Annotated in this window: 24 protein-coding genes; 9 read left to right on the top strand and 15 right to left on the bottom strand. The window is 66.0% G+C overall.

Annotated elements, in window-relative coordinates; all coding sequences use genetic code 11:
• Positions 1-22: 22 nt before the first annotated feature.
• Both atpA and ON00_RS06270 read right to left on the bottom strand, forming a co-directional pair.
• The gene (gene atpA, locus ON00_RS06275; protein ID WP_010404112.1) at positions 23-1,552 is read right to left on the bottom strand and encodes a F0F1 ATP synthase subunit alpha; all 1,530 of its coding nucleotides are present in this window, start codon (positions 1,550-1,552) and stop codon (positions 23-25) included.
• A 3-nt stretch (positions 1,553-1,555) separates the two neighbouring features.
• On the bottom strand, positions 1,556-2,110 hold the full coding sequence (locus tag ON00_RS06270; protein ID WP_010404110.1) for a F0F1 ATP synthase subunit delta: 555 nt from the start codon (positions 2,108-2,110) through the stop codon (positions 1,556-1,558).
• 243 nt (positions 2,111-2,353) lie between these two features.
• On the opposite strand from ON00_RS06270, the gene ON00_RS06265 reads away from it, so the two are divergent.
• From ON00_RS06265 to ON00_RS06250, 4 genes are all read left to right on the top strand, one after another.
• Complete coding sequence (locus tag ON00_RS06265; protein WP_010404108.1) at positions 2,354-4,135, top strand: methyl-accepting chemotaxis protein; 1,782 nt, start codon at positions 2,354-2,356, stop codon at positions 4,133-4,135.
• Positions 4,136-4,205: 70 nt separating this feature from the next.
• The gene (locus tag ON00_RS06260; protein ID WP_010404106.1) at positions 4,206-4,883 is read left to right on the top strand and encodes a dienelactone hydrolase family protein; all 678 of its coding nucleotides are present in this window, start codon (positions 4,206-4,208) and stop codon (positions 4,881-4,883) included.
• Positions 4,884-4,946: 63 nt separating this feature from the next.
• Complete coding sequence (ada, locus tag ON00_RS06255) at positions 4,947-5,984, top strand: bifunctional DNA-binding transcriptional regulator/O6-methylguanine-DNA methyltransferase Ada (RefSeq protein WP_010404104.1); 1,038 nt, start codon at positions 4,947-4,949, stop codon at positions 5,982-5,984.
• Entirely contained in the window at positions 5,981-6,460 is a 480-nt protein-coding gene (locus ON00_RS06250; RefSeq protein ID WP_010404102.1) for a DUF1203 domain-containing protein, read from the top strand. The genes ada and ON00_RS06250 overlap by 4 nt, the downstream gene beginning before the upstream one ends.
• Here ON00_RS06250 and ON00_RS06245 read toward each other — a convergent pair.
• From ON00_RS06245 to ON00_RS06230, 4 genes are all read right to left on the bottom strand, one after another.
• Positions 6,449-8,047 carry a S1C family serine protease gene (locus ON00_RS06245; RefSeq protein ID WP_010404100.1) on the bottom strand — a complete coding sequence of 533 codons (1,599 nt, stop codon included), beginning with the start codon at positions 8,045-8,047 and terminating at the stop codon, positions 6,449-6,451. The two genes, ON00_RS06250 and ON00_RS06245, sit on opposite strands and share 12 nt — an antisense overlap.
• 112 nt (positions 8,048-8,159) lie before the next feature.
• A complete protein-coding gene (locus tag ON00_RS06240) occupies positions 8,160-9,464 on the bottom strand; it encodes an OmpP1/FadL family transporter (RefSeq protein ID WP_010404098.1) in 1,305 nt (434 codons plus the stop codon).
• A 44-nt stretch (positions 9,465-9,508) separates the two neighbouring features.
• Complete coding sequence (locus ON00_RS06235) at positions 9,509-9,919, bottom strand: DUF2147 domain-containing protein (RefSeq protein ID WP_010404097.1); 411 nt, start codon at positions 9,917-9,919, stop codon at positions 9,509-9,511.
• 240 nt (positions 9,920-10,159) lie between these two features.
• Positions 10,160-12,328 (bottom strand): primosomal protein N', encoded by a 2,169-nt coding sequence (locus tag ON00_RS06230; RefSeq protein ID WP_010404095.1) that lies wholly within the window; start codon positions 12,326-12,328, stop codon positions 10,160-10,162.
• Between the two features lie 240 nt (positions 12,329-12,568).
• Between ON00_RS06230 and ON00_RS06225 the strand changes: the two genes are divergently transcribed.
• Positions 12,569-13,456 (top strand): tyrosine recombinase XerC, encoded by an 888-nt coding sequence (locus ON00_RS06225; protein ID WP_029622480.1) that lies wholly within the window; start codon positions 12,569-12,571, stop codon positions 13,454-13,456.
• 41 nt (positions 13,457-13,497) lie between these two features.
• Here ON00_RS06225 and ON00_RS06220 read toward each other — a convergent pair whose 3' ends face one another.
• From ON00_RS06220 to rsmI, 5 genes are all read right to left on the bottom strand, one after another.
• A complete protein-coding gene (locus tag ON00_RS06220) occupies positions 13,498-14,175 on the bottom strand; it encodes a type 1 glutamine amidotransferase domain-containing protein (RefSeq protein WP_010404092.1) in 678 nt (225 codons plus the stop codon).
• An 87-nt stretch (positions 14,176-14,262) separates the two neighbouring features.
• Positions 14,263-14,862 (bottom strand): DedA family protein, encoded by a 600-nt coding sequence (locus tag ON00_RS06215; RefSeq protein ID WP_010404091.1) that lies wholly within the window; start codon positions 14,860-14,862, stop codon positions 14,263-14,265.
• A gap of 165 nt (positions 14,863-15,027) precedes the next feature.
• Positions 15,028-15,978 (bottom strand): glutathione synthase, encoded by a 951-nt coding sequence (gshB, locus tag ON00_RS06210; protein ID WP_010404089.1) that lies wholly within the window; start codon positions 15,976-15,978, stop codon positions 15,028-15,030.
• 137 nt (positions 15,979-16,115) lie between these two features.
• Positions 16,116-16,466, bottom strand: coding sequence for a YraN family protein (locus tag ON00_RS20100; protein ID WP_083834155.1), 351 nt, complete (start codon positions 16,464-16,466; stop codon positions 16,116-16,118).
• A 164-nt stretch (positions 16,467-16,630) separates the two neighbouring features.
• The gene (gene rsmI, locus ON00_RS06200; protein WP_010404082.1) at positions 16,631-17,464 is read right to left on the bottom strand and encodes a 16S rRNA (cytidine(1402)-2'-O)-methyltransferase; all 834 of its coding nucleotides are present in this window, start codon (positions 17,462-17,464) and stop codon (positions 16,631-16,633) included.
• 11 nt (positions 17,465-17,475) lie between these two features.
• Between rsmI and ON00_RS06195 the strand changes: the two genes are divergently transcribed.
• Both ON00_RS06195 and ON00_RS06190 read left to right on the top strand, forming a co-directional pair.
• Positions 17,476-18,684, top strand: coding sequence for a penicillin-binding protein activator (locus tag ON00_RS06195; RefSeq protein ID WP_010404078.1), 1,209 nt, complete (start codon positions 17,476-17,478; stop codon positions 18,682-18,684).
• A 67-nt stretch (positions 18,685-18,751) separates the two neighbouring features.
• Positions 18,752-20,686: an AsmA family protein gene (locus tag ON00_RS06190; RefSeq protein ID WP_010404076.1), complete on the top strand. Its 1,935-nt coding sequence runs from the start codon at positions 18,752-18,754 to the stop codon at positions 20,684-20,686.
• A gap of 63 nt (positions 20,687-20,749) precedes the next feature.
• Here ON00_RS06190 and ON00_RS06185 read toward each other — a convergent pair whose 3' ends face one another.
• Together ON00_RS06185 and ON00_RS06180 are read right to left on the bottom strand one after the other, a co-directional pair.
• A complete protein-coding gene (locus tag ON00_RS06185) occupies positions 20,750-20,956 on the bottom strand; it encodes a cold-shock protein (RefSeq protein WP_010404074.1) in 207 nt (68 codons plus the stop codon).
• Between the two features lie 273 nt (positions 20,957-21,229).
• Positions 21,230-22,087, bottom strand: a complete 858-nt coding sequence (locus tag ON00_RS06180; RefSeq protein ID WP_010404072.1) for a LysR substrate-binding domain-containing protein — start codon at positions 22,085-22,087, stop codon at positions 21,230-21,232.
• 186 nt (positions 22,088-22,273) lie between these two features.
• Between ON00_RS06180 and ON00_RS06175 the strand changes: the two genes are divergently transcribed.
• Complete coding sequence (locus ON00_RS06175) at positions 22,274-22,768, top strand: RidA family protein (RefSeq protein WP_010404070.1); 495 nt, start codon at positions 22,274-22,276, stop codon at positions 22,766-22,768.
• A gap of 113 nt (positions 22,769-22,881) precedes the next feature.
• On the opposite strand, the gene rplA is transcribed toward ON00_RS06175, so the two are convergent.
• Complete coding sequence (gene rplA, locus ON00_RS06170) at positions 22,882-23,574, bottom strand: 50S ribosomal protein L1 (RefSeq protein ID WP_010404067.1); 693 nt, start codon at positions 23,572-23,574, stop codon at positions 22,882-22,884.
• A 4-nt stretch (positions 23,575-23,578) separates the two neighbouring features.
• On the bottom strand, positions 23,579-24,010 hold the full coding sequence (rplK, locus tag ON00_RS06165) for a 50S ribosomal protein L11 (RefSeq protein ID WP_010404065.1): 432 nt from the start codon (positions 24,008-24,010) through the stop codon (positions 23,579-23,581).
• A gap of 259 nt (positions 24,011-24,269) precedes the next feature.
• Between rplK and ON00_RS06160 the strand changes: the two genes are divergently transcribed.
• Complete coding sequence (locus ON00_RS06160) at positions 24,270-26,051, top strand: sensor domain-containing phosphodiesterase (protein ID WP_010404064.1); 1,782 nt, start codon at positions 24,270-24,272, stop codon at positions 26,049-26,051.
• The last annotated feature ends 6 nt before the right edge of the window (positions 26,052-26,057 follow it).

Genomic DNA, 26,057 nt, shown 5'->3' with positions numbered 1-26,057 from the left:
TGAAGGGGAGAGGGAAAGTTAATTACGCAAACGTCTTCGAAAACGCACCCAGCGCGGTCTTCAGCGCTTCCGTCGTCTCCTTCGACAGATCGCGCTTGTCGCGAATGTCCTTCAGGAGATCGGCGTGATCGCTGCGCATCGCAGCCAGCATCGCCTGTTCATAGCGGACGACGGCGTTGACCGGAACGGTGTCGAGGAAGCCCTGGGTCCCTGCGAAGATCGACACGGTCTGCTCTTCGAACGGCATGGGCGAGAACTGCGCCTGCTTCAGCAGTTCGGTCAGGCGGGCGCCGCGGTTGAGCAGCTTCTGCGTGGAAGCATCGAGGTCAGACCCGAACTGCGCGAACGCGGCCATTTCGCGATACTGGGCGAGCTCGAGCTTGATCGAGCCCGACACCTTCTTCATCGCCTTCGTCTGTGCGGCCGAGCCGACGCGCGACACCGACAGACCGACGTTGATCGCCGGGCGGACGCCCGCGAAGAACAGGTCGGTTTCGAGGAAGATCTGGCCATCGGTGATCGAAATCACGTTGGTCGGGATATAGGCCGACACGTCGCCTGCCTGGGTTTCGATGATCGGCAGTGCCGTCAGCGAGCCGCCGCCATTGGCATCGTTCATCTTCGCCGCACGCTCGAGGAGACGCGAGTGGAGATAGAAAACGTCGCCGGGATAGGCTTCGCGGCCCGGCGGGCGGCGCAGCAGCAGGGACATCTGGCGGTACGCAACGGCCTGCTTCGACAAATCGTCATAGACGATGACGGCGTGCATGCCGTTGTCACGGAAATATTCGCCCATCGCGCAGCCGGTGTACGGCGCGAGGAACTGCAGCGGGGCGGGGTCCGACGCGGTTGCGGCGACGACGATCGAATAGTCCATCGCGCCGTTTTCGGTCAGCGTGCGGACGAGTTGCGCAACGGTCGAGCGCTTCTGGCCGACGGCGACATAGATGCAATAGAGCTTCTTGCTCTCGTCATCGCCCTGGTGCGCCGCCTTCTGGTTGATGAAGGTGTCGATCGCGACCGCCGACTTGCCGGTCTGGCGATCGCCGATGATCAGCTCGCGCTGGCCACGGCCGACGGGGACGAGCGCGTCGATTGCCTTGAGGCCGGTCTGCACCGGCTCGTTGACGCCCTGGCGCGGGATGATGCCCGGTGCCTTGACTTCGACGCGGCTGCGCTGGTCGGAAACGATCGGGCCCTTGCCGTCGATCGGGTTGCCGAGACCATCGACGACGCGACCCAACAGACCCTTGCCGACGGGAACGTCGACGATCGTGCCGGTGCGCTTGACGACATCGCCTTCCTTGATCTGGCTGTCCGAGCCGAAGATCACGACGCCGACATTGTCGGCCTCGAGGTTGAGCGCCATGCCCTGCACGCCGTTCGAGAACTCGACCATTTCGCCCGCCTGGACGTTGTCGAGCCCGAAGATGCGGGCGATGCCGTCACCGACGCTGAGCACCTGGCCGGTTTCCGAAACCTGCGCTTCGGTGCCGAAATTGGCGATCTGGTCCTTGATGACCTTCGAGATTTCTGCGGCGCGGATATCCATGACTTAACCTTTCATCGCGTGCGCGAGAGTATTGAGACGGGTGCGGATCGAAGAGTCAATCCGTTGCGAACCGATCTGGACAACCAGACCGCCGAGGAGGGTGGGGTCGACCGCGAGCTCGACCGAGACATCGGTGCCGATGCGGGTGCGCAGCTGCTGCTTCAGCGCGTCGACCTGCTCTTCAGTTAGCGGATGGGCGGAGGTCACCTCAGCCGTCGTTTCGCCACGATGGCGCGCGGCGAGATCGCGGAAGGCGCGGATGATCGCGGGCAATTGCGACAGGCGCCGGTTCTCGGCAAGAACGCCGAGGAACTTGGCGGTGGTGTCGTCCACGTCGATCATCTCGGCCGCCGCTGCGACCGCGCGCGCGGCGTCGGCGCGCGAAACGATCGGGCTGCCGATCAACTGCGCGAACTCGCTCGACTGCGCGATGGCAGCGCGAACGCGGCCAAGGCTCGCCTCGACCGCGTCAATGGCTTTGCTGTCACGGGCAAGCTCGAAGAGCGCGGTCGCATAGCGTCCGCTTAAGCTTGCTTGAATACCGCCGGATGTCTCCACGCGATTGGGGTCCTCTTGGGCACGAATGGTGGCCCCATGCAAATAGAGGGCGTTGGGGAATGCGCCTTCAGATGGGTTGGCGGGCGGTTAGCATTGGGTAGGGCGCGATGCAAGTCGTGCGGCAGACGTCGAAAGCGCGCGTGTGGAACCCCGATCCCCAAGCCAGCGCTTTTGTTCGTATTTCACACAAGTGTAACATTGGCTTAACCATCTGTTCGCGCCTTGGCGGCCATAGCGTGATTCATGAACCGCATCGCGCTGCCCCGCTCGCTAACCGTCCTTCGGGGCCGACTAAGCCTGTTGTTTTTGCGCTGGCAAACCGGGCGCGGCAACATCCGCGTTCAGTTGCGCCGGATCGTCTGGGTGTTGCTGGGCATGCAGGCCTTGCTTGCGCTGGCCTTGATCGGGACGACGCTGGCGACCAGCCACGGGGTCCGCACGCTGATCACGGACCGTCTCTATCCGATCGGCGAGTTGCAACGCGTCAATGCCGATTATGCCACGGCCTTGCTGACGGCGCACAAGGTGCGCAGCGGCAATCTGTCGGCTTCGGGCGCAGTGGCGACGATCGAGGCCAATCGCGCCGAGATCGCGTCGAGCTGGGACGCCTTCGTCCATCACAACCTCGACGCGCGCCGCGCGGCGGAAGTGGCGCAGGTCGAGTCGGCGCGGCATGACGCGGACGCGGCGCTCGACAAGCTGCTGGTCCTGCTCCGCGCAGGGCGCACCGATCAGCTCGATTTTTTCGTCAGTGGCGCGCTGTACGCGGCGATCGATCCGTTGACCGGGACGAGCGCGACGCTGATCGCCGATCTCCGTGCCGATGCTCTGCGCGAACGCAGCGCCCTCGAAACGGGGTTTGGCCAAGTCTATATTCTGGTCGCGCTGGTGACGGTGGCTGCGATCCTCGTCGCTTTCTGGGGGATGCGGATGCTCGCCCGCCAGGTCGAGCAGCCGCTTGCCCTGATTGCCGAGGCGACTCGCAGCATCACCCTTGACCGCGCCGACGTGGCTATACCGGCGCTCGATCGCAGCGACGAGATTGGCGAAATCGCGCGCGCGCTGGCGTTTGCGCGGCAACGCTCAGCCGATGCGCGGCGGCTGAGCGAAGAGGCGCGCCGCACCGCCGACGCATTGAGCGCGAACGAACGGCGCGAGGATGCCGCCCGGGCGCGCCGCGCGGCGCATCTGGATGCGCTGTTCCGCGTGTTCGAAGGGGAAGCGGGCGCTTCGGTCAGTCAGTTGGTGTCGGCTGGTCCCGCGCTCCGCGAGACGGCAGCGGCGATGGCGGGCGAGGCGGGAACCACCGAAGAACAAGCGATGGCGACCGCCGCGTTGACCGAACAGAGCGCGACCAACGCGCGCACCATCGCCCATTCGGCGACGGCGCTGGCCGGCGCGATCGACCGCATCAGCCGCGCGGCCAACGAATCGCGCGCAAGCGTGGCAACGGTGCGGGCGCGCACGCTCGAGGGGCGGGATCGCGCCGAATCGCTGGGCGCGTTGGTGGTGGAAATCGCCACCGTGCTCGACATGATCACGGCGGTGGCCGGGCAGACCAATCTGCTGGCGCTCAACGCCACGATCGAGGCGGCGCGGGCGGGCGAGGCGGGGCGGGGCTTTGCCGTCGTCGCCGATGAGGTGAAGGGGCTTGCGCGCCAGACCCAGTCCGCCGCCGGCCGGATCGAGGCACGCCTCGCCGCCGTCCGTACTGCCAGCGACACTGTCCTTGCCACGATCGAATCGGTGGATTCGCTCGTGGCGGATCTGGATCAATCCTCGGCCAATGTTGCGGCGGCGGTCGACCAGCAGCGCGGCATGACGCAGGCGATCGCGCTCGCCATCGCCGAGGTCGAGGATGGCACGGCGGACGCCGCCGCCAACATGCAGACGTTGCGCGACCGTGCGCAACGCTCGCGCCACACTGCCGACCATGTCACCCGCACCGCCGAGGATGTGGCGGGCGGCGTCGAACGGCTCCGCACGCAAATCAACCGCTTGATCGCGGATGTGCGCGCGGCCTGACGCGCCGCTTTCGCGCCCCTCGCAATGTTGGTAGCGATTGCGTCGCAGGGGTGTGAGGCGGAGCGATTCTATGACCGGCCAGATGCAAAAGAGGATCATGTCGGATGGTGCGGAGGTCGGCGTCTATCACGCCGAGCCGACCGGGCGACGCAAGGGCGGGCTCGTGCTGGTCCAAGAGATTTTCGGCGTCACCGACCATATCCGCGACCTGTGCGAGGAATATGCCGCCGACGGCTATGAAGTGTTGGCCCCCGCGCTGTTCGACCGCGAGCATCCCGGGTTCGAGGCGGACTATACCGGCGAGGGGTTTGCCCGCAGCGTGCAACTCGCGCGTGAGCTGCACCCGTTCGACCTGACGCTTGCCGACGTGCAGACCTGCATCGATGCGCTTGCCGAGCGCGGGCCGGTGTTCGTGGTCGGCTATTGCTATGGTGGATCGGTCGCGTGGTTCGCGGCGACACGCTTGCACAATGTCGCCGCCGCCTCGGCTTATTATGGCAGCCTGATCCCCGATGCGGCGGATGAGGAACCGAAGGTCCCGGTCATCCTGCATTTCGGCCGCCACGACGATCATATCGCGATGGACGGCGTCGAAAAGGTCATTGCCAAGGCGTGGCCCAAGGCGACGGTCTATGTGTATGAGGCGGGCCACGGCTTCAATTCGGATCGCCGCAAGGATTATCACGAGCCAAGCGCCGATCTGGCCAAGGAACGCACGCTGGAATTGTTCGAGGCGAATGGCGGGTGATCGCACGGTTTTGATCGCAAGCCACGGGATGTGGGCGCATCGGGACCATGCGTATATCGTCGCATGACCCAAACCCTTCCCCTTGACCCCGACGCCGCCTGGAAAGCGTTCGAAGCGCGTGACCGCCATTCCGATGGGCGCTTTGTCGGCGCGGTGAAAACCACCGGCATTTATTGCAAGCCAAGCTGCCCGGCGCGGCACCCGAAGCGCGAGAACGTCGTTTTCTACCGCACGCCCGAGGAAGCCCGCGCGGCGGGGTTCCGGGCGTGCCTGCGTTGTGTGCCCGACGCGGTCGGGCGCGACCGGATCGCGGTGGCGCGGGCGGTTGCGCTGATCGAGGGGGCCGAGGAAGTGGTGCCGCTTGAGGATCTCGCGGCGCAGGTTGGCTATGCACCGCATCATTTCCACCGTCTGTTCAAGCGCGCGACCGGGGTGACCCCGGCGGCCTATGCGCGCGGCCTGATGGCGCAGCGCGCGGCGCGCGCGCTGGCGCGTACCGCCAGCGTGACCGAGGCGATTTACGAGGCCGGCTATTCCGCGCCGAGCCGCTTTTACGACGGTGGGGCCAAGCGGCTGGGCATGACACCGAGCGCGTGGAAACGCGGCGGAGCGGGGGTGACGATCCGCTGGACCGTGGCCGATACCAGTCTCGGCGCGATGCTGGTGGCCGCGACCGACAAGGGGTTGTGCCGCGTCTCGTTTGACGAGGGCGAGGCGGCGCTACGCGCGCGCTTCCCCCACGCCGAGATCGTGCCGGGTGGGGCGGCGCTGGCCGATTTGGCGGCGCAGGTGGTGGCAAGCGTCGAATCGCCCGATCGCGACCGCGACTTGCCGCTCGACGTGCAGGGAACCGCCTTTCAGGAAGCGATCTGGCAGGCGCTGCGCGCGATCCCGCTGGGCGAGACGCGCAGCTATGCCGAACTGGCGGCGGCGGTCGGCAACCCCAAAGCGGTGCGTGCGGCGGGAACGGCGTGCGGTGCCAATCCGGTGTCGATCATCGTGCCGTGCCACCGCGCGCAGCGTACCGACGGAACGCTCGGCGGCTATGCCTATGGAATTGACCGCAAGGTCGCGCTGCGGACGCGGGAGCGGGTGAAATGAGCGGCTTCGTGATTGCGGGCATCGACCCCGCGCCCTTTCGGCACCTTTATGGACAGAGCGATGCGACCCTGGCCGCGCAGGGAGCGATCCGCATGGTGGTGGAGGCCGCGCCCGGTTCGCCGTGCCGCGTGACGCTGGAGGATGCGGCGGTGGGCGAGACCGTGCTGTTGCTCAATTACGAGCATCACCCGGTCGCCACGCCCTATCGCTCGTGCCACGCGATTTTCGTTCGCGAAGGGGCCGAGACTGCGGCGGTGTTCGTCAACAGCATTCCCGAGCAACTGGCGATTCGCTTGTTGTCGGTGCGTACGTTCGATGCGGCCGGGATGATGCTGGACGCGGATGTGATCGACGGCAGCGGGCTCGCCACCGCGATCAATGGGTTTTTCTCGGATCCGCGTGTCGCGTATCTCCACGTCCACAATGCCAAACCCGGCTGCTTTGCCGCCCGGGTGGATCGTGTGTCAGCCGCCTGAGGTCGCCGCGCCTGATGCTGGGGTACAGCGGTAGACGATCTTCTCATTGGGCTGGGCGGGCAGGGCGGTGCGAATCGCGGATTGTTGCGTCGCCAGATTGGCGCGGTCCGCTTCATCGGCGGAGCAGGCCTTGAGCGTCACCTGGCTGCGAATCTTGCGCACGCTGTCCATCTCGGCCGCACCGAGAAAATAGCGAGTGGTGACATAGCTGAGCGTTGCCGGGTCGAATTGCAGCACCGACACGGTTTGCTCCTCGGCAGGAACGAGGATGCGGTCCCACTTGCTGCCATTCTCGGCATATTGGACGCGCCCGTTCATGCAGCCTGCCTTGCCCCAGTCGAGCGTCAGATCGGTGGTGGACGAGGAGACGACGCGGCTCCGCTCGGGCACGAAACGGCACTGCAATTTGCCGAGCGGCGCGGTGGAGGACACGGTCGGAGCAAGCGGCACCACCGCCGCTGGGGTTGCGGCAGGAAGCAAGGTGGCACCGGTCGGGCGCAGCATGAACACGACCACCGCGCCAACCATCACCAGACCACCGATCGCCCACGCCCAGATCGCCTTGCGCCGCATCGCTTGCGCATCGAGCAGGCCCCCCGCGCCAATCGCCATCGCCCCCAAAACCAGCATCAGGGTGGCGATCGCCATCACGTTCTCGCGCTGCCGGTCGGCTGCGTCGCGGGCGGCGGTGAGCGCCGCCTCGCGCGCCAGCACGGCTTTGCCAGCCGCATCGCGTTTGGCCGCATCGGCGGCGGCGGAGGCTTGCGCGTCGGCTTCGCGATCGGCCTTGTCGATCTCGGCGATGCTGGTGCAGGGCGTGCCAACCGCCTGGAACGGTTGCTTGGCCTTGGTGAGGAAGGCGGCGAGTTCGCTGTCGGCGATGGCGAAGCCGAAGCTCGAATCGCCCTCTTCCCCCCGCGTGATCGCCGAGTTGACGCCGATCACGCGCCCGCACGGGTCGAGCAACGGCCCGCCCGAATTGCCGCGCGCAATCCCCGCTGTGTGCAGCAACACGTCGGTCCCCGACATCTGGCGGCGTCCGGAGAACACCCCTTCGGTGCGGATCGGGGAGAGCGGATGGATGTAGTCGACCGCCGAACGCGCCGTCGCGAGATCGACATTGCCGGGATAACCCAGCGCGGTGACCATGCCGCCCTCGGAGATCGGCCCGGTATAGAGCGCAACGGGCGGCAGCGGCGCGCCGGAAAATTCGATCAGCGCGAGATCATGGACCGCGTCGATCGCGATCACCTTGCCCTGATAGCTCTTGCTGCCTTCCGAGGGCACGATGCCGATCACAACATTGCCGGGATAGCGCGTCAGTAGTTCGACCACATGCGCGTTGGTAACGATGCGGTTGGGCGCGACCGCGAAGCCGCTGCCATGGCCGAAGCCAACCACCTCGTCCTCGACGATCGCGATGGTGACGACGCGCACCACCCCGCGTCCGGTGGCGGAAATATCGTCGGCGCGCGCTGGCCCGACAAGTGACAACAGCATCGCCGCCGCCGCGAACAGCGCACTGTAAACGCGGCGAAGCGCCAACGCAGAGACGCTGGGCAGGCGGAAGAAGGAGAATGCGACCATCGCTGCGCTATGTGCCAGCGACGGTCCCGATAAGACAGGGGGAAAGTGACGCCGATCCCGGTCCTCTTCCCCGATCTGGCGTCGGCGAAAGGGACCGGGGCGTGCGGTTGGACTAGAAGGTTACGCGTCCACCCAGCGACAAGACCACCGCATGGGCGTTGCGCAGCAGGCCGTTGGTGAGGATCGGCGTCTGCGCGGCGGTGCCGGCATAGGCTGCGGTCACGCGATCGATCGAGGCGTTGTCGAACTTTACGTAATTCGCACCGGCGTCGATCGTCATGTGGCGGGTCAATTGATAGCTGCCACCGGCCGCATAGGTCCAACGGTCCGAATCGGGCACGCGGGCATCGCGCAGGCCGTCCTGCGTCGGCGTGATGGTGCGCTGAAGCCCGGCGCGCAGCGTCGCCTTGGGGCTGACCGCATAGTCGAAGCCGCCCGCGACGCTGAAGCTGTCGCGATAATTTTCGGGCAGCGCGACGTTGAGCGGCGCACCGAGCCGGATCGCGTCGAACTTGCTCCAATTATAGGCGACTGCCTGTGCGTTGAGCGTCAGCGCGTTGGTGGCGCGGAAACGGCCAGCGACGATCACTTGGCCCGGCGTGTTGAACTGCGCCTGGACACCCGAAAGCGAGGTGTTCGACCCGGCGAGCGGACCAACCAGCCCGGCAATGCTCAGATTGCCGGTCAAGGTGTGCTTGATGCTCGACTTGTAGCTGATGCCGACGGTGGCGATGTCGTTGTGCAACTGCACGCCTGCGGTCCAGCCGAAATCCCAGCCATGGCCCTTCAGCGTCTGGCTGCCATCGTGCAGCGAGGCGAGCACGTTGGGCAGTGCGTTGCTGAGATAGGCATCGGTATATTCGACGTTGAGCGCGCCGCCGACGTTCAGCCAGTCGGTCACCTTCACGCCGATCGAGGGCTGGATGTCGATCGTGCGCAGGCGGGTCTTGTCCGCGCTGTAGCGTGCCCAGCTATTGGCATCGTAATCGGTGGTGAAGCTGAACGGCGAGGTTACCGCCACGCCTACCGCGATGCGATCGGTGATCGGATAAGCGAACGCGCCGCTTGGCAGCACGCCATTGCTGATCGGGTCGCGCGACACGCCGTTGCCGCCCACCGGCACGAACGACTGGCCGGGGCGGCGGATGAGCGTGCCATTGTCGATCACATCGCCCTTGGGCAGGATCGCGGTGGCGCTGATCGCGGCGCTTGGGTCGGTGATGCCGGCGATTGCCGCCGGGTTCCACCATAAGGAGGCCGGGCCACGATCTGCCGCTTCCCCCGAAAAGGCGCGACCCGCGCCAGTGGCGGACTGCGCCTCCAGATAAAAGGCATCGGCATGCGCGATGCCCTGCATGCCGAAAGCGGAGACGAGCGCGGTCGCGCCCATCAGCGGGGCTTTGATACGAAACGACATTGTAAATTCCTGAGGATCGTGGGGGGTAAAAAGAACGCGCAGCGTTAGCGTGCGCGAGTCCAGGTCTGGGTTTTGCACAGCGGGAAGAAGACGCAGCCGCGCAGCTTCAGTTGGTCCGGGCCGACGGGGGTGATCTTGCCGCTATAGGTCTTGCCGTCTTCGGCATTGTACACTTGGCCATCGCTCCACACGCCGCCTGCCTCGGGCTTGAAACCGCTCAGCATCAACAGGCCCTGAATGGGGCGCGACCGCAGCTTTTCGTTGGCGTTCTTCGCGTCCTTCAACGCGGGATTGCTGCGGATCATGTCGGAGGTGAGGATCTTGCCGCAGATCGAGTCGCCGCAGCGTGTGATCTCGACGATGGCATTGTGGGTTTCGGTCTTCCACCGTCCGAGGACGGTATCGGTGGCGACGGGGGCACCGGCTAACAGGGCACCGATAATCAACAGCGACATGCTTCACTCTCCAACGCCCGCGACCAGGCGAAATGTGTCTTCAGCGCCGTATGCTTACGGTCGTTGGCTGCACGTCCAGGCGTCTGACCCGGTATCATTCCGTCTGGGTAACATTTACGTAAACGGAAGGCTGGCAGCGCGTCGTGGCATAGAAGCGCGGCGGGGCAAGTCAAGCCATGTTGCGGTGGATTCGGCAAAAACCCGCCGAATTGAGCAGGGTAGCCAAATCGTGCGGACGCTTCAGACGAAGCTGTACGGGTCCACATCGACCACGACGCGCACTTTGCTCGGCCAGTCGAGCGCGCCGAGCCAGTCGCGGATGATGTCCTGCACGTCGAGCGCGCGCTTGGCGTGGACGAGCAGGCGGAAGCGGTGGCGACCGCGCAGCATCGCCAGCGGGGCGGGGGCGGGGCCGTAGACTTCCATCGCCTCATGATGCGGCGCGCTGCGGCCGATCAGCCGCGCGGTCTCGAGCGCGGCCTTCTGGTCCTCGCTCGACACGATGATCCCGGCGAAGCGGCCAAAGGGAGGCGCGCCCGCCTCGCGGCGATGCTCGGTCTCGGCGGCATAAAAGGCCTCGGCGTCGCCCGAGACGAGCGCTTGCATCACGCTCGCTTTGGGGCTGTGCGTCTGGATATAGACATGGCCGGGCTTGGCACCGCGCCCGGCGCGCCCGGCGACCTGGCAGATTTGCTGGAAGGTGCGTTCGCTCGCGCGCAAATCGCCGCCGTCGAGGCCGAGGTCGGCGTCGATCACGCCGACCAGCGTCAGATTGGGGAAGTGATAGCCCTTGGTAACCAATTGTGTACCAACGATAATGTCGATGTCATGCGCCTCCATCCGCGCGACAAATTCGGCGGCCTTGGCGGGCGACCAGATCGTGTCGGAGGTGATCACCGCCGTGCGCGCTTCGGGGAACAGCGCCTTCACTTCGTCGGCGATGCGTTCGACGCCGGGGCCGACAGGGACGAGGCTGTCCTCGCTTTGGCATTCGGGGCAGACGGTCGGAACCGGCTCGGTATGGCCGCAATGGTGGCAGGCCAAGCGATGAACGAGGCGATGCTCGACCATCCAGGCGGTGCAATTGGGGCATTGGAAACGGTGGCCGCAGGTGCGGCACAAGGTCAGCGGGGCATAGCCGCGGCGGTTGAGGAACAGCAAGGATTGTTCGTGTCGCGCCAGTGTCTCGCGCATCGCGACCACCAGCCGAGGCGCGATCCAGTGGCCGCGTTCGGGTGGTTCGGCGATGAGATCGATCGCTTCGATCGCGGGCATTTCGGCGGCACCCCAGCGGCCGGGCAGTTTTACCTCGGCATAGCGGCCGAGCGCGACTTGCTGGCGGGTTTCGATCGCGGGGGTGGCGGACGCGAGGATGACCGGGATCTTCTCAAATTTCGCCCGCATTACAGCGACATCGCGGGCGTGATAATGCACGCCTTCTTCCTGTTTGAAGCTGGTTTCATGCGCTTCGTCGATCACGATCAGGCCGAGATTGGCATAAGGCAGGAACAGCGAGGAGCGCGCGCCGACGGTGACCAGCGCTTGCCCGCTGGAGATGGCGCGCCAGGCGCGGCGGCGCTGCGATTGGCGCAATCCGGAGTGCCAAGCGACCGGTTTTGCGCCAAAACGCGCCGCAAAACGCGTCAAAAAAGGCTCGGTTAGTGCGATTTCGGGCAGTAAAACGAGCGTTTGGCGCCGTTCGCGCACTGCTGCGGCCACCGCTTCGAAATAGACTTCGGTTTTGCCCGAGCCAGTGACGCCATCGAGCAAGGTCGGCGCAAACGCGCGGGCGGTGACGCTGTCGACCAAGGTCGCCGCAGCGGCGCGCTGGTCGGGCGACAAAGCGGGCGCGGCGAAATCAGGATCGGGCAGCGCGAACGGGCTGTCGATATCGACCTCGACCGCCTCCAGCGCGCCAACCTTGGCCAATCCCCGGATCACGGCATCGGTGACATTGCCGATCGTGGCCAGTTCGCGGATCAGGCCCTGATGATTGCCGATCTGTTCGAGCGCCTGTTCGCGCTGCGGGGTCATGCGGTCGGGCACCAGCCCGGTCGCGCGATATTCGGTGACGGTCTTCGCGCCCTCCAGCGCCGAGCTGGAGGCGAGCGCCATCCGCGCCACGGCGGCGGGGGGCGCGAGATAATAATCGGCGGTCCACTCGATCAGTCGCCGCAGCGGTGCTGCCAGCGGCGCGGCGGGCAACACGCCGATCAGGTTGCGCAAGCGATTGTCGCCCACCTCGGCATCGGACGGCATCCGCTCCGGCTCCCACACCACGCCGATCAACTGGCGCGGGCCGAGCGGGGCAACGACGATCGAGCCGGGCTCGACCTGCATTCCGTGCGGCACGCGGTAATCGAGCGGGCCGAGCGCGGAATTCATGACGAGGACGCGGGCGCGGGACATGGGGAGCATATGGCGGGTCGGAGCGTCGCGCGCAAAGGGGCGGCGGTTAAGCGGAGGTGTTCCTCCCCGTATCGCGCTTCCCCGGCGAAGGCCGGGGCCCAGTCGTGATGTGGGTGATGGCGAGCGCTACGCCAGAACATTCTGGTCCTTTCGACTGGGCCCCGGCCTTCGCCGGGGAAGGGTATAGGGGAGGATTGTTCGACGATTCTCTTATGCCACCCGATGCGCTACACCGCAGCGATGAGCGAACTCCCCGGACTCTATGCCGCCCATCTCGCGCGCGACCGGCGGCGCTCGGCGCATACCGTGCGGGCCTATGAGGCGACCGCAGTGCGGTTGTGCGCCTTTCTGCAGGCGCATTGGGGGGCAGCGGTGGAGCGCGCCATGCTGGCCAAGGTGAGCTCGGCCGATCTGCGCGCTTTCCTCGCGGCGCGGCGGGGCGAGGGCGGCATCGGCAATGCCTCGGCGGCGCGGGAATTGTCGGCGGTGCGCGGGTTTCTGGCGTTTGCGGTGGGCGAGGGGACGACCCCGCGCCTGAAAGGGCCGCGCGTGAAAAAGGGCGTGCCGCGCCCGGTCTCTCCCGACGAAGCGGTCGCCTTGGCCGAGGATGTCGCGGAGGACGCCGCCGAGCCATGGATCGGCGCGCGCGATCTGGCGGTGCTGCTGCTGCTGTATGGCGCGGGGCTGCGCGTGGCCGAGGCGCTGGCGCTGACCGGCGCGATCCTGCCGCTGGGCGCGACGCTGAGCGTGACGGGCAAACGCGACAAGACGCGGATCGTGCCATTGTTGCCGCAAGTACGCGCCGCGATCGAAGCCTATGTCGCGCTCAGCCCCTATGGCACCGCGCGCGACGCGCCGCTGTTTCGCGGGGCGAAGGGCGGTCCGTTATCGCCGCGCCTCGTCCGGCTGGCGGTGCAGCGCGCGCGCGTGCGGCTCGGCTTGCCCGATCGCACAACGCCGCACGCGCTGCGCCACAGCTTCGCCACGCATTTGCTGGGGCGCGGGGCGGATTTGCGTGCGCTGCAGGAATTGCTCGGCCATGCGAGCCTCAGCTCCACGCAAATCTATACCCAGGTCGATGCGGCGCATTTGCTGGATGTGTACCGCAACGCGCATCCGCGCGCATGACGGTGCGCCACCCCGGCGCAGCGCGGGGGTGGCGCACAGCCTTATGCCAGTGCCTTGACCAACTCGATTGCGGCGGGGCCGGAGGAGGCGGGGTTCTGGCCGGTGATCAGCAACCCATCACGGACGACGTGGACGCCCCAATCGGCGGTCTTTGAATAGACCCCGCCATTTTCGGTCAGCATATCTTCGACCAGGAATGGCACGACGTCGGTCAGCCCGACGGCGGCTTCCTCGCTATTGGTGAAGCCGGTGACGGCCTTGCCGGAGACCAGCGGGGTGCCGTCGGCGGCCTTGACGTGGCGCAGCACGCCCGGTGCGTGGCAGACGAGCGCAACCGGCTTGCCCGCCGCGATCGTCTGTTCGATGATCGCACGCGACGTCGCATCCTCGGCGAGATCCCATAGCGGGCCGTGGCCACCGGGATAGAAAACCGCGTCAAAGTCCGCCGCATTGACCGAATCGAGCCGAACGGTGTTGGCAAGCGCGGCCTTGGCGTCGCTATCCGCCTCGAAGCGGCGGGTATCGTCGGTCTTGGCGCTTTCGTCCGCGCTTTTCGGGTCGAGCGGTGGCTGGCCGCCCTTGGGCGAGGCCAGCGTCAGCGTGGCACCGGCTTCCTTCAGCACATAATAGGGTGCGGCCAGCTCTTCGAGCCAGAAGCCGGTCTTGGCACCGGTGTCGCCAAGTTGGTCGTGCGAGGTGAGAACGATCAGAATTTTCATCAATTTTGCTCCAGCGGGCATCCGCGTGTTGTGCATCCCAGATGGGGAGTGCGACGCGCGATTGCCACCGCAGCGCAGCATTTCGCCTCAGGCGCGCGGCTGCCAGCGTAGAAGGCGCCAGACGTAGAACAGCGCGACCGCGCCCATCGTCGCCATCGTTGCGGGGCCGATGAACGCGTCCAGTTCGCGGAAGTTGGTGCCGAGATAATAGCCCGCGCCGGCGAGGAAAGTGTCCCAGATCGCGGCACCCCCGGCGGTCCAGACCAGGAAGCGTCCGCGCGGCATCCGCGTCATGCCGGCTGGCAAAGAGACCATCGTGCGGAAGGCGGGCATGAAGCGGAACACGAACACCACCCATTGTCCGTGGCGACGGAAGAAGCGTTCAAGCTGGAGCACATGCTCCCAATCGAGCGTCAGCCAGCGGCCATAGCGATCGACGAACGGGCGCAGCCGTTGATAGCCGAGGCGCCAGCCGATCCAGTACCAGAAATAATTGCCGACGACCGTACCCGCGGTGCCCGCGACGATCAGCGGCACGATTTCCATCTGCCCGCGAGCGACGGCGATGCCACCCAGCCCCATGATGACTTCGGAGGGGATGGGCGGGAACACGTTTTCGAGGACCATCAGCAGGAAGATGCCGAAATAGCCGCCCCACGCCGTGAGGTTGATGATGAATTCGGTCATGCATTCCCCTCCCGCTTGCGAGCTTCAGGTGAAGGATGCCCCGCATCCTTCAGGTCAGGCCGGGGGCCTGACCGACCCGAAGCTGGGGTAGGGGAGGGGAGGCGCGGAAAGATCGGAAGCATTACAGGCCCTCCCCCAGCCCCTCCCGCAAGCGGGAGGGGAGTTTTAGGCACGCACTTTGCGCTCGATCGCATCCCAGATCAGGGCGGCGACATCGGTGCCGTCGAAGCGTTCGATCGCGACGATGCCGGTGGGGGAGGTGACGTTGATCTCGGTCAGCCATTCGCCGCCGATGACATCGATGCCGACGAACAGCAGCCCACGCCGCTTGAGTTCTGGCCCGAGCACCGCGCAAATCTCGCGTTCCTTCTCGGTCAGCTCGGTCTTTACCGCCGATCCGCCGACCGCGAGGTTGGAGCGGATCTCGCCTTCGCCGGGCAAGCGGTTGATCGCGCCCGCCACGTCGCCATCGACCAGCACGATGCGCTTGTCGCCTTTGGCAACGGCGGGGAGGAACGCCTGGATCATGTGCGGTTCCCGCCACATGGTGTTGAACACCTCGATCAGCGCCGAGAGGTTCGCGCCATCCTGCCCGACCTTGAAGATCGCCTTGCCGCCATTGCCGTGCAGCGGCTTGATGACGATTTCGCCGTGCTGCGCGAGAAAGGCGCGGGCTTCGTCGAGGCTGCGCGTGACCAGGGTCGGCGGCATGAACTGCGGGAAATCGAGCACGAACACCTTTTCGGGCGCGTTGCGCACGCTGGCCGGATCATTCACCACCAGCGTCTTGTGCGCGATGCGCTCGAGCAGATGCGTCGCGGTGATATAGCCGAGGTCGAACGGCGGGTCCTGCCGCATCAGCACGACATCGGCCTCTTCGCCCAGATCGAGGCTGATGGGATCGCCGAAGCTGTAATGATTGCCGACGACGCGCTGCACGGTGACCGGATCGGCCTTGGTCCACACCCGGCCATCGGCATAATTCAGCTCTTCGGCATTGTAATGGAACAGTTTGTGCCCGCGCTGTTGGGCGGTGAGCATCAACGCGAAGGTCGAATCCCCGGCGATGTTGATATGCGCGATCGGGTCCATCTGGACGGCAACGGTGAGCGACATGGGGTTCTCCGAGAGGTTCAGGCGCATGTAGAGGGTGGTCGGGGGCCTGTCATCCTTGCCCCGTTCGTTTCGAGCATCGTCGAGAAACCAGCGCCCTGAACGGGTTTATCGACTACGCTCGAAACGAACGGGATGGATTATGGCAGCCACGCATTCTCGATATGGCGGGGCCTGGTGCCCGGCGCGAGCAGGATGACATCGACGCGAATGTCGTCGCCCGGATCGGCATAAGACGGCATCAGATATTCCGCCGCCGCCGCGACGCGGGCGAGGCGGCGTTCGTCGATCGCGAAATCGAGCTCGGCGGCGGTCTTGCGCAGTTTCACTTCGACGAAGGCGACGAGCGTGCCGCGTTTGGCGATCAGATCGACTTCGCCAGCGGGGGTGCGGACGCGGCGGGCGAGGATGCGCCAGCCTTTGAGGCGGAGCCACCAGCCGGCGATGCGTTCGCCGCGACGGCCGGAGGCTTCGGCGTGGCGGCGCTTTATATTCCCCTCCCGTTTACGAGCTTCAGGTGAAGGATGCCCCGCATCCTTCAGGTCAGGCCGGGGGCGTGACCGACCTGAAGCTGGGTTAGGGGAGGGGCTTTCGAAGCGCGGCACGCCACGAAACATGCCCTCCCCCAGCCCCTCCCGCAAGCGGGAGGGGAGTTTTACGCTTTCAAGGCCAGCGCCCGCGTATAGAGCGCTTTCCGATCCAGCCCCAATTTCTTGGCGACTTCGCTCGCCGCCTGGCCGGTCGAAAGCCGGGTGAGCGCTTCGGTGAGCGCGGCGTCGGCATCGTCGGCGCTGGCCGCTTCGGGCGCGCCGGGCGGGGCGACGACGACGACGATCTCGCCTTTGGGCGGGGCGTCGGCATAGCGCGCGGCAAGTTCGGACAGCGTGCCGGTCACCGCTTCCTCGAAATGCTTGGTGATCTCGCGCGTGACCGCTGCCTCACGGTCGCCCAGACCTTCCGCCAGCGCGGCGAGCAGCGCGGCGAGGCGCGGGCCCGATTCGTACAGCACCAGGGTCGCGCGGATGCCCGCGACTTCGGCGATGGCGGCGGCGCGCGCTTGGGCCTTGGAGGGCAGGAAGCCGAGGAACAGGAAACGGTCGGTCGGCAGCCCGGCGAGCGTCAGTGCTGCCACCGCCGCGCAGGGGCCGGGGATCGTCCACACCGTATGCCCGGCGGCGCGCGCATCGCGCACAAGCTTGTAGCCGGGATCGGAGATGAGCGGCGTGCCCGCGTCGGACACCAAGGCGACGGCTTCCACGCCCATCCGCGCGATCAGGCCGGGGCGGACCTCCTCGGCATTATGGTCGTGATAGGGAACCATTTGCCGCTTCACGCCGATATGGTGCAGGAGCTTGGCCGTAACGCGGCTGTCTTCGACGGCAATTATTGCGGCATGCGACAAAATGTGCGCCGCACGCGGCGAAAGATCGCCGAGATTGCCGATCGGGGTGGCAACGATATAGAGGCCGGGCGAAAGATCAGGGTTCATCAGGAGCGGTCATGGCAGAGCGGGATACGACAGGGCAACGGCCCATCGGCTTTAAACGACTTTTGCATGTGGCGGCGATTGCGGGGGCGGTGGCGCTGGCCGGCTGCCAGACGGTCGTCCCGCGCGGCCCCGCGCCGGTGAAGCGTTCCCCGGTCACCCGCCCGGTGCAGCCGCAACAGCCGGTCGTCGAACAGGGCATCCCGACCGACACGCAACGCCACCGCGTCGCATTGCTGGTGCCGCTCAGCGGCCCCAATGCCGGGGTTGGCCAGAGCCTTGCCAACGCCACGCAGATGGCGCTGCTCGATTCCAAGAACGAGCGCATCCGCATCACCAGCTATGACACTGCCACCGGTGCTGCGCTGGCCGCACAAAAGGCGCTGGCGGATGGCAATCAGTTGATCCTCGGGCCATTGCTGGCGGACGACGTGCGCGCGGTGGCACCGATCGCGCATCGCGCGGGGGTGCCGGTGGTCAGCTTTTCCAACGACGCGACCGCTGCCGGGAACGGGGCCTATCTGATGGGCTATGTGCCCGCCCAGTCGATTGGCCGAGTGGTCGATTATGCGCGCGAACAGGGCGTCACCACTTTTGGCGGGTTGGTGCCGAACGGCACCTATGGCCAGCGGGCGTCCACCGCCTTTCTCCGCGCAGTCGAATCGGCGGGTGGACAGGTTGCCTCGCTGCAGACTTATGACCGCGTCCCCGGATCGATCACCAGCGCGATCATCCGCATGAGCAAGAGCGCGCCCTATCAAGCGATCCTGATCGCCGATGGTGGCAATGCCGCCTCGGCGGCGGTGCCGGTGCTGCGCAAGAATGGCATGGGCGGCGCGCGTGTGCTGGGCACCGAATTGTGGAATTCGGAAAGTTCGATCGCCAGCAAGCCCGCACTGGAAGGCGCATGGTTCGCCAGCGTATCGGACGGGCTTTATCGCCAATATGCCGCCCGCTATCGCGCACGCTTCGGCGCGGCACCGTTCCGCTTGTCGAGCCTTGGCTATGATTCGGTGCTGCTGACTATCCGCATCATGCGCGATTGGCCGATGGGGGCGGCCTTCCCCGAGGATCGCCTGAAGGATCGCGGCGGTTTTGCCGGGATCGATGGCGCGTTCCGCTTCGGGCGCGACAATGTCGCCGAACGCGCGCTGGAAGTGCAGGAAATTCGTGGCGGCACGACGGTGACGATCTCGCCCGCACCGAGCGGTTTCGAGCGGTAGTGGTCGCTAAGGCGCGGGGAATCGCGGCGCGGGTGCAACAATCGGGGGGCGCTCGGGTTGTAGGGCGGTGATTGCTTCCGAAACCGCCGCTCCCGCCGCGCGCGCTCCGCGCTGGCGCAAGATCCTGCTCGCGATCGTGCTCGCTATCCTCGGGGTGCTGGCGCTGTTGCTGCTCGCGCTCGGCGCGTTTCCGGTGGGGATGATGCGCGGGCTGGTCGAGAACCGGTTGTCGGCGGCGCTGGGGAGCCCGGTGCGCATTGGATCCGTGACGCGCGACAGCGTCTTTTCCTATGCGCCGGTCATCTCGGTCCGTGACGTCAGCGTGGCGCAGCCCGATTGGGTGGGGCCGGGCGATTTCGTCCGCCTGTCTTCAGCCAGTGTGCGCGTGCCGGTCTTTGCCTTGCTGTTCGGGCAGTTCCAGCCAGACCGTGTGACGGTCGACGGTGGGCGCATCGCGCTGGTGCGCGACGCCACGGGCCGCGCCAATTGGAAGCGCGAGGGCAAGCCAAGCGACGGGCAGGGCAGCCGCCCGACCCTGTCCGACCTCACCATCACCAACACGCAACTGGTGCTGCGCGACGCCAAGCGCGGCTTGGTCGTGGCGGGGCCGCTTTCGGTCGATGCCAAGAACGGCCTGCGCCTGTCCGCGACCGGCACGTTTCTCGAAACGCCCGTGCGACTCGATGCGACCGGCGGGCGGATCACCGGGATCGACCCAGCCGCGCCCTATCCGTTCAGCGCCACGCTCGCTTCGCCCGCTTTGCACATGACTGCCAAGGGGCAAATGGCGGGGGTGCTCGACACCCGCCACTTCAGCGCGGCGATCACCGCCCAGGCCCCGACGCTGAAAAATCTCGACCGGGTGATCGAGGCCGGGCTGTTCGGCACGCAGCCGATCGACCTTACCGGCGCGATTCGCCATGACGGGCGGGATTGGTATGTCGATCGCATCGGCGGCAGCGTCGGGCGGTCGCGCTTCACCGGGCTGGCCACGATCCACAAGATTGACGGCCGCACCAAGATCGATGCCAAGCTGCGCGCCTCGCAATTCGATTTCGACGATCTGGCCGATGCGCGCGGCCATGCCGATTCGGCGGCGCGGTCGGCAGCGATTGGTCCGCGCGTGATTCCACCGACGCGGATCAACCTGAGCAAACTCGGCAAGACCGATGGCACGATTGCGTTCCGCGTTGACCGCATTTTGGCAGGCAACGGCACCGTGTTCCGCACACTGTCGGGCACGCTGACGCTCGACCATCGTCTGCTGACCGTCAATAATGCGGTGGCGACGCTCGCCACCGGGCGCATGGCGGGGACGCTCAAGGTCGATCATCGCAGTGGCCGGCCCAAGCTGTCGGTCAATCTTCGGCTTGCCGGGCTGACGCTCGACGCGCTGATCGGCAAACCCGACATGGTATCGGGGCAGGTGCGCGGGCACATCCTGTTGACCGGGCAGGGCGACACGGTGCGCGAGGCGCTGTCGCGGGCGAATGGCAAGGCGGCGATGGTTGCGACCCAGGGTGAGGTGCGCCGCATGGTCGCCGACGTGCTTGGCCAGAATTTGAGCGGCGCGGTGGTGCATGCGATCGGTTCGCCAAGCCGCATGGTGCCGCTGCGCTGCCTCGTCGCGGATTTCCGCGCAACTGATGGCGTGCTGGTGCCGCGTCCGCTCGGCATCGATACCGGCAGTTCGGTGGGGCGGGGGGCGGGCCGGATCGTGATGGATGGCGAACGGATCGCCCTCACGCTGGCGGGGACGAGCAAGAGCCGCGCGCTGCTGAAGATCGCCGATCCGATCCAGATTGGCGGCACGCTGAGCAAACCGACGGTGACCGTGGCGGGCCTCGGCACCACCGACAAACCGAGTGAAGGCAATTTGCTGAAGGTGTTCGGGCGCTCGCTCGGCCGGGCGCTCGGGCTCGAAAAGACGCCGCCTGCCGTCGTCATTCCACCGCCCGCCCATTTCGATTGCGAGTCGGCGGTGGCGGCGGCGCTGCGGTGAGCGCATAGAAAAAGGGCCCGGCGATTGCTCGCCGGGCCCTTGGTCGTTCGCTTGCGCGGGCGATTAGGCCTGCTGCAGGTTCACAGCACTCATCTTGCCGCGCTTGTCCTGCTCGAGCTCGTACTGAACGCGCTGGTCCTTATCGAGCGTGCCCATGCCGGCGCGCTCAACGGCCGTGATGTGCACGAACGCGTCTTCGCCGCCACCTTCCGGCGCGATGAAGCCATAGCCCTTGTCTGCGTTGAAGAATTTTACGGTGCCGATGGTCATAATAGTCGTCCTTCTTGTTGGGTGACGCGAGAGTCGCGCCAACCCGTGCCTAGATCAGCAGTGAAAGAAGGAAGATGGGGCCGCAAAGCACCAGAGACCGTCGATTTGCGACTGTAGCAAGCACCCGCCTAGGCGCATTTGCGGGGAATAGCAAATCACGGGTGGGCGATGCTCCGCCCGCAGTTCCCAATCGTCACCCCGCGCGCGTCCCGGGTCTGCTACTGGGGCAGACGCGAAAACCTCGATCGTCTGTTCGGGTGGGAAAGCCGCCCTTTAAACCTCCAAACTCGCTTCGTCGGAGATCCACGCCGCGAAGGTCCTGGCCGGAGCCGACGGGGTTCGTGTCGAAGGACGCACGAGCCAGTAGGCGGCTTTGGTGGATCGCACCACCGTCGCGAACGGCGTAACAAGCTGGCCCTTGGCGATCAACTCGCCAATCAAGCTCAGCCGACCCAAGGCCAGGCCCTCGCCACGCAGCGCCGCCTGTAGCACGACATTGTAATCGGTGAGTTGCACCTGTGGCGGGGCCGCGAGGTCGAACCGTTCAGTCTCGGCCCAGACCTTCCAGTCGAAAGCCTTCTTGGTGATCAGCAGGGGGAGGGTCTCGATCGGAGCTGCGTTCGGCGCATGGACCGGCGTCAGGCGTTCGGTCATCAGCAAGCTGGCCTCGGCACCGGGCCAGTGGCCATCGCCGTAGCGCACCGCCAGATCGACGCCGTCGCCCGCGAAGTCGGCGGCGGTGAGGTTCGGGTCCAAGGCGACCTCGACATCGGGGTGGGCGGCGCGGAAACTGGCGAGGCGCGGGCCCAGCCAGTGGGCGGCGAACGAGGGCAACACGCTGACCCGAACGACGCGACGGCCGGCCAAGGCGGCTGTGCCGTCGGCGATCACAGCGAAGGCGCGGCTGACGGTGTCGTAGTAGTGCTGGCCAGCCTCGGTCAGCGTCATGCCGCGACCGTGCCGGAAAAACAGCGCGGTGCCCAGGTGTTGCTCCAGCCTACGGACGTGCTGGCTGATGGCGCTCTGGGTGATCAGGAGTTCGTGGCTCGCCCGCGATACGCCAGCGTGCCGCGCGACTGCCTCGAAGGCGCGCAAAGCGTGGAGCGGCGGTAGAAGCGGAGAGGTGCGCATTGTCAGGTATTAGTGAAACCGAACGCTCGCGGGCAAGGTTCGAATTGGTGGCGGCGGTGCCGACGACCTAGAAACGGGTCGATCCAAACACCGGACGTTCACATGCCGCTATCCCGTCGCATCGTTCTCTCCGCCATCGCGGCGGTGCCGATCATCGGGAGGTTGGCCCACAGCCAGGAACACACCATGTCTACCGAACACGCCTTGAGCGATCGCCACATCCTGATCGCCCAGCGCATCGCCGCCCTCGGGATCGATCTGGGCCGCTCGCAGCCGGGCGGGGCCTATGCCTCGGCAGTGGAGGATCGTGGTGTCATCGAAGTCAGCGGCATGGTGCCCAGCCTTGATGGCAAGGTGATCGCCGTCGGTCGGGTCGGCGCGGAAGTGACCTTGGAGCAAGCCCAGCATGCGGCCCTGGTCTCGGCCCTGCGCTGCCTGAGGGCGCTCGAGGAGCACCTCGGCGACCTGGGCCGGATCCGTAAAGTGACCAAGATGACTGTCTATATGCAGGCCGCGCCAGGCTTTTATCAACTCAGCGAGGTGTCCAACGGCGCGTCCGAAATGTTGGCCAAGGTACTGGCCCCGGCGGGCGCCCATGCGCGAACCTCGATCGGGGTCGCTGCGCTTCCGCGCAACGCCGTGTTGGAGCTGGACATGACGGTGTCGGTGGACCCGGCCTAACCTATGGAGACCGCTACCGGCGAACCCGCGCCCGGAGTGACGGGGGAGGCGCACGCATGAAAAAAGGGCCGGGGTTTCCCCCGGCCCTCCATTCCGTAGCAAATCGCGGAGGCTTACGCCGCCGAAACCTCGGCCACGTCGACCTTGATGCCGACGCCCATGGTGGAGCTGACCGCGACCTTGCGGACATACTTGCCCTTGGCACCCGACGGCTTGGCCTTGACCACGGCGTCGACCAGCGCGTCGAAGTTCGCGCGCAGGTCTTCTGCCGGGAACGACGCCTTGCCGATGCCCGAGTGAATGATGCCGGCCTTTTCGACGCGATATTCGATCTGGCCGCCCTTGGCTGCCTTGACCGCTTCGGCGACGTTCATGGTGACGGTGCCGAGCTTCGGGTTCGGCATCAGGCCCTTGGGACCCAGCACCTTACCGAGGCGACCGACGATGCCCATCATGTCCGGGGTCGCGATGCAGCGATCGAAATCGATCGTGCCACCCTGGATGATTTCCATCAGGTCTTCCGCACCGACCACGTCCGCACCAGCGGCGCGGGCTTCATCGGCCTTCGCACCCTTGGCGAACACGCCGACGCGCACGGTCTTGCCGGTGCCCTTGGGCAGCGTGACGACGCCGCGGACCATCTGGTCGGCGTGACGCGGATCGACGCCGAGGTTCAGCGCGACTTCGATGGTCTCGTCGAACTTCGAGGTTGCGCCGGCCTTGGCGAGCGCGATTGCTTCGTCCACGCCGTGCAGCTTCTGACGGTCGATGGTGACGGCTTTTTGCTTCTTGCTGACAAATGCCATGATCTTAGCCCTCCACCACTTCGAGGCCCATCGCGCGGGCAGAACCCTCGATGATGCGCGTTGCCGACTCGAGGTCGTTGGCGTTGAGATCCTTCATCTTCGCGGTCGCGATGTCGGCGAGCTGCGAACGCTTGATCCTTCCGGCGGACACCTTGCCCGGCTCCTTCGAGCCCGACTTCAGATTGGCGGCCTTCTTGATCAGATACGATGCCGGCGGCGTCTTCGTTTCGAACGAGAACGAACGGTCGGCATAGACGGTGATCACGGTGGGGAGCGGCGTGCCGACTTCTTGGTCACCCGTCGAGGCGTTGAACGCCTTGCAGAATTCCATGATGTTGACGCCGCGCTGACCCAGCGCCGGGCCGATCGGGGGCGACGGGTTGGCCTTGCCGGCCGGCACCTGCAGCTTGATATAGCCTGTAATCTTTTTTGCCATGTGCACTCACTCTGTAAGGGGCGCAGCGGAAGCTCCGCGACGCCCGGTTCAAGTTTAGCGGTTCAAGCGGCTGCCGAGGCACCCTCCCGCATATTCCAACAGCTGTGTGTAGGAAGCTGGCGCGCATAGCGCAAAGTCCGCGAAGGTGCAATCGCCCTTGCGGGCGTCGACAATTTCGCGCGGGATCCCCCGATCGGCCTGAAAAGATTCATATATTGTAAAGTGGCGCGGCGCTGCGTCGTTACGGAGGAGTTGGTCAATGTGTCCCGAGCAGACCCGTCTCGACGCATTGCGCCAGCTCAATCTTCTCGACACGCCGCCGAGCGACAGCTTCGACCGGATTACGAGGATGGCCGCGATGGTTTTCGGCCTGCCAATCGCCGCAATCTCGCTGACCGATCGCGACCGCCAGTGGTTCAAGTCGCGCGTCGGGGTCGAGCATACTTCCATTCCGCGGGCGCAGGCACCGTGCGCGCAAGTCGCTGAATCGACGCAATGTGTGGTCATCTCGGATCTGTTGGCGGACCCGGATTATGTCGACAGCCCGCTCGCGCGCGATGGTGTCCGTTTCTATGCGGGGGTGCCGCTCACCACCAGGAGCGGCTGTGGCCTGGGCGCGCTGTGTGTGCTTGGCCTTGAGCCGCGCGGCGCATCCGCGCCAGAAATTGCGGCGCTGACCGATCTGGCTGACATGGTGATGTCGCAAATCGAGTTGCAACACGCGATCGGTCGTGTCGATCCGGTGTCTGGCTTGCTCAACAGAAACCAATTGCTGGAAGATCTTGAGGATCTGGGCCGCAACACGCCGGGGCAGCGCCGCTTGCTGGCGTTGGTGGATTTGGCACCCAGCGAGCAGCTCACGCAGGGGATGAGCGTGATGGGGCCAACCTTCATCGACCAGATCGTCCAGGCTGCCGCGTCGGGCCTGCGCGCGGGGCTTGGGCCGGGCCGCACCGCGTATCATGTCGCGGCGACGCAGTTCGCCTTTCTGGGCTTGGCGGAGACCGACGATGCCACGTTCCTTGCCCGCCTGAAGGTCGCGTTGAACGATGCCCGCTTGCGCGGCGCGCACGAACGGTTCGTGCTGACCAGTACCATTGGCGTTGCCCCGTTTCTGGCGGGCCAGACGCCGGGCAGCGATGTCCTGCGAATGGCCTATAGCGCGGCACAGGACGCCCGGTTGGCGGGTGGACAGATCAGCCTGTACTCGTCGGCCAGCGACGGGAAACAAGTGCGTCGTTTCAGCCTGTTGAAGGATTTTTGCGACGCGTTCGATCTGCCCGGCGAATTGCGCCTCGTCTATCAGCCGCGCATCGATCTTGCCGGGGGTGGGTGCTGTGGTGCGGAGGCGCTGTTGCGCTGGACGCATCCGAAGCTGGGGGATGTTTCGCCAACCGAATTTATCCCGATCGTCGAGCAAACCGCGCTCATGCGGCCCGTGACCACCTGGGTGCTGGACCATGCCCTGGAGCAGCTTGCCGCCTGGCATGCGCGCGGGATCGATCTTCAGCTATCGATCAATGTCTCGGCGGCGAACCTGGAAGAGGTGGATTTCGTCGAACGCGTGCAACTGTACCTCTTGAAGCACCGCGTTCGCCCGGAATTTCTCGAGCTGGAGATGACCGAGAGCGCCATGATGTGCGACCCGGTGATCGCGCTCGCCAGATTGCGGGCGCTGGCGGATCTGGGCATCCGGATCGCGCTCGATGATTTCGGGACCGGCCATAGCAGCTTGGCGTATCTGCAGCGCCTGCCGATCAGCGTCGTCAAGATCGACCGGTCCTTCGTCCAATCGCTCGATCACGTCGCCGAACAGGCCCGCATCCTGGTGCGCACCATGATCCAATTGTCGCACGGGCTGGGGCATCGCGTGGTCGCCGAGGGCGTGGAGACGGCCGACACTGCGCAGATCTTGAACGGGTTGGGGTGTGACGAGGCGCAAGGCTATCATTATGCGCGCCCGCTCGAGCAGGCTGATTTCGAGCGGTGGTTTCGTCAGCGGCGAAGCGCGATGCGCGCGGCGACGGCCTGCGCCGCCTGACCAATC

It is taken from the genome of Sphingomonas echinoides ATCC 14820, from assembly GCF_000241465.1.
Taxonomy (GTDB): Bacteria; Pseudomonadota; Alphaproteobacteria; order Sphingomonadales; family Sphingomonadaceae; genus Sphingomonas; species Sphingomonas echinoides.
Note: the sequence above shows the minus strand (reverse complement) of the source record. Positions and strands in the feature narration are given on the sequence as shown.

Excerpts from the sequence above, each read along its gene's own strand:
- atpA (WP_010404112.1), bottom strand. The coding sequence starts at position 1,552 with ATGGATATCCGCGCCGCAGAAATCTCGAAGGTCATCAAGGACCAGATC.
- ON00_RS06265 (WP_010404108.1), top strand. The coding sequence starts at position 2,354 with ATGAACCGCATCGCGCTGCCCCGCTCGCTAACCGTCCTTCGGGGCCGA.
- ON00_RS06260 (WP_010404106.1), top strand. The coding sequence starts at position 4,206 with ATGACCGGCCAGATGCAAAAGAGGATCATGTCGGATGGTGCGGAGGTC.
- ada (WP_010404104.1), top strand. The coding sequence starts at position 4,947 with ATGACCCAAACCCTTCCCCTTGACCCCGACGCCGCCTGGAAAGCGTTC.
- ON00_RS06250 (WP_010404102.1), top strand. The coding sequence starts at position 5,981 with ATGAGCGGCTTCGTGATTGCGGGCATCGACCCCGCGCCCTTTCGGCAC.
- ON00_RS06245 (WP_010404100.1), bottom strand. The coding sequence starts at position 8,047 with ATGGTCGCATTCTCCTTCTTCCGCCTGCCCAGCGTCTCTGCGTTGGCG.
- ON00_RS06240 (WP_010404098.1), bottom strand. The coding sequence starts at position 9,464 with ATGTCGTTTCGTATCAAAGCCCCGCTGATGGGCGCGACCGCGCTCGTC.
- ON00_RS06235 (WP_010404097.1), bottom strand. The coding sequence starts at position 9,919 with ATGTCGCTGTTGATTATCGGTGCCCTGTTAGCCGGTGCCCCCGTCGCC.
- ON00_RS06230 (WP_010404095.1), bottom strand. The coding sequence starts at position 12,328 with ATGTCCCGCGCCCGCGTCCTCGTCATGAATTCCGCGCTCGGCCCGCTC.
- ON00_RS06225 (WP_029622480.1), top strand. The coding sequence starts at position 12,569 with ATGAGCGAACTCCCCGGACTCTATGCCGCCCATCTCGCGCGCGACCGG.
- ON00_RS06220 (WP_010404092.1), bottom strand. The coding sequence starts at position 14,175 with ATGAAAATTCTGATCGTTCTCACCTCGCACGACCAACTTGGCGACACC.
- ON00_RS06215 (WP_010404091.1), bottom strand. The coding sequence starts at position 14,862 with ATGACCGAATTCATCATCAACCTCACGGCGTGGGGCGGCTATTTCGGC.
- gshB (WP_010404089.1), bottom strand. The coding sequence starts at position 15,978 with ATGTCGCTCACCGTTGCCGTCCAGATGGACCCGATCGCGCATATCAAC.
- rsmI (WP_010404082.1), bottom strand. The coding sequence starts at position 17,464 with ATGAACCCTGATCTTTCGCCCGGCCTCTATATCGTTGCCACCCCGATC.
- ON00_RS06195 (WP_010404078.1), top strand. The coding sequence starts at position 17,476 with ATGGCAGAGCGGGATACGACAGGGCAACGGCCCATCGGCTTTAAACGA.
- ON00_RS06185 (WP_010404074.1), bottom strand. The coding sequence starts at position 20,956 with ATGACCATCGGCACCGTAAAATTCTTCAACGCAGACAAGGGCTATGGC.
- ON00_RS06180 (WP_010404072.1), bottom strand. The coding sequence starts at position 22,087 with ATGCGCACCTCTCCGCTTCTACCGCCGCTCCACGCTTTGCGCGCCTTC.
- ON00_RS06175 (WP_010404070.1), top strand. The coding sequence starts at position 22,274 with ATGTCTACCGAACACGCCTTGAGCGATCGCCACATCCTGATCGCCCAG.
- rplA (WP_010404067.1), bottom strand. The coding sequence starts at position 23,574 with ATGGCATTTGTCAGCAAGAAGCAAAAAGCCGTCACCATCGACCGTCAG.
- rplK (WP_010404065.1), bottom strand. The coding sequence starts at position 24,010 with ATGGCAAAAAAGATTACAGGCTATATCAAGCTGCAGGTGCCGGCCGGC.
- ON00_RS06160 (WP_010404064.1), top strand. The coding sequence starts at position 24,270 with ATGTGTCCCGAGCAGACCCGTCTCGACGCATTGCGCCAGCTCAATCTT.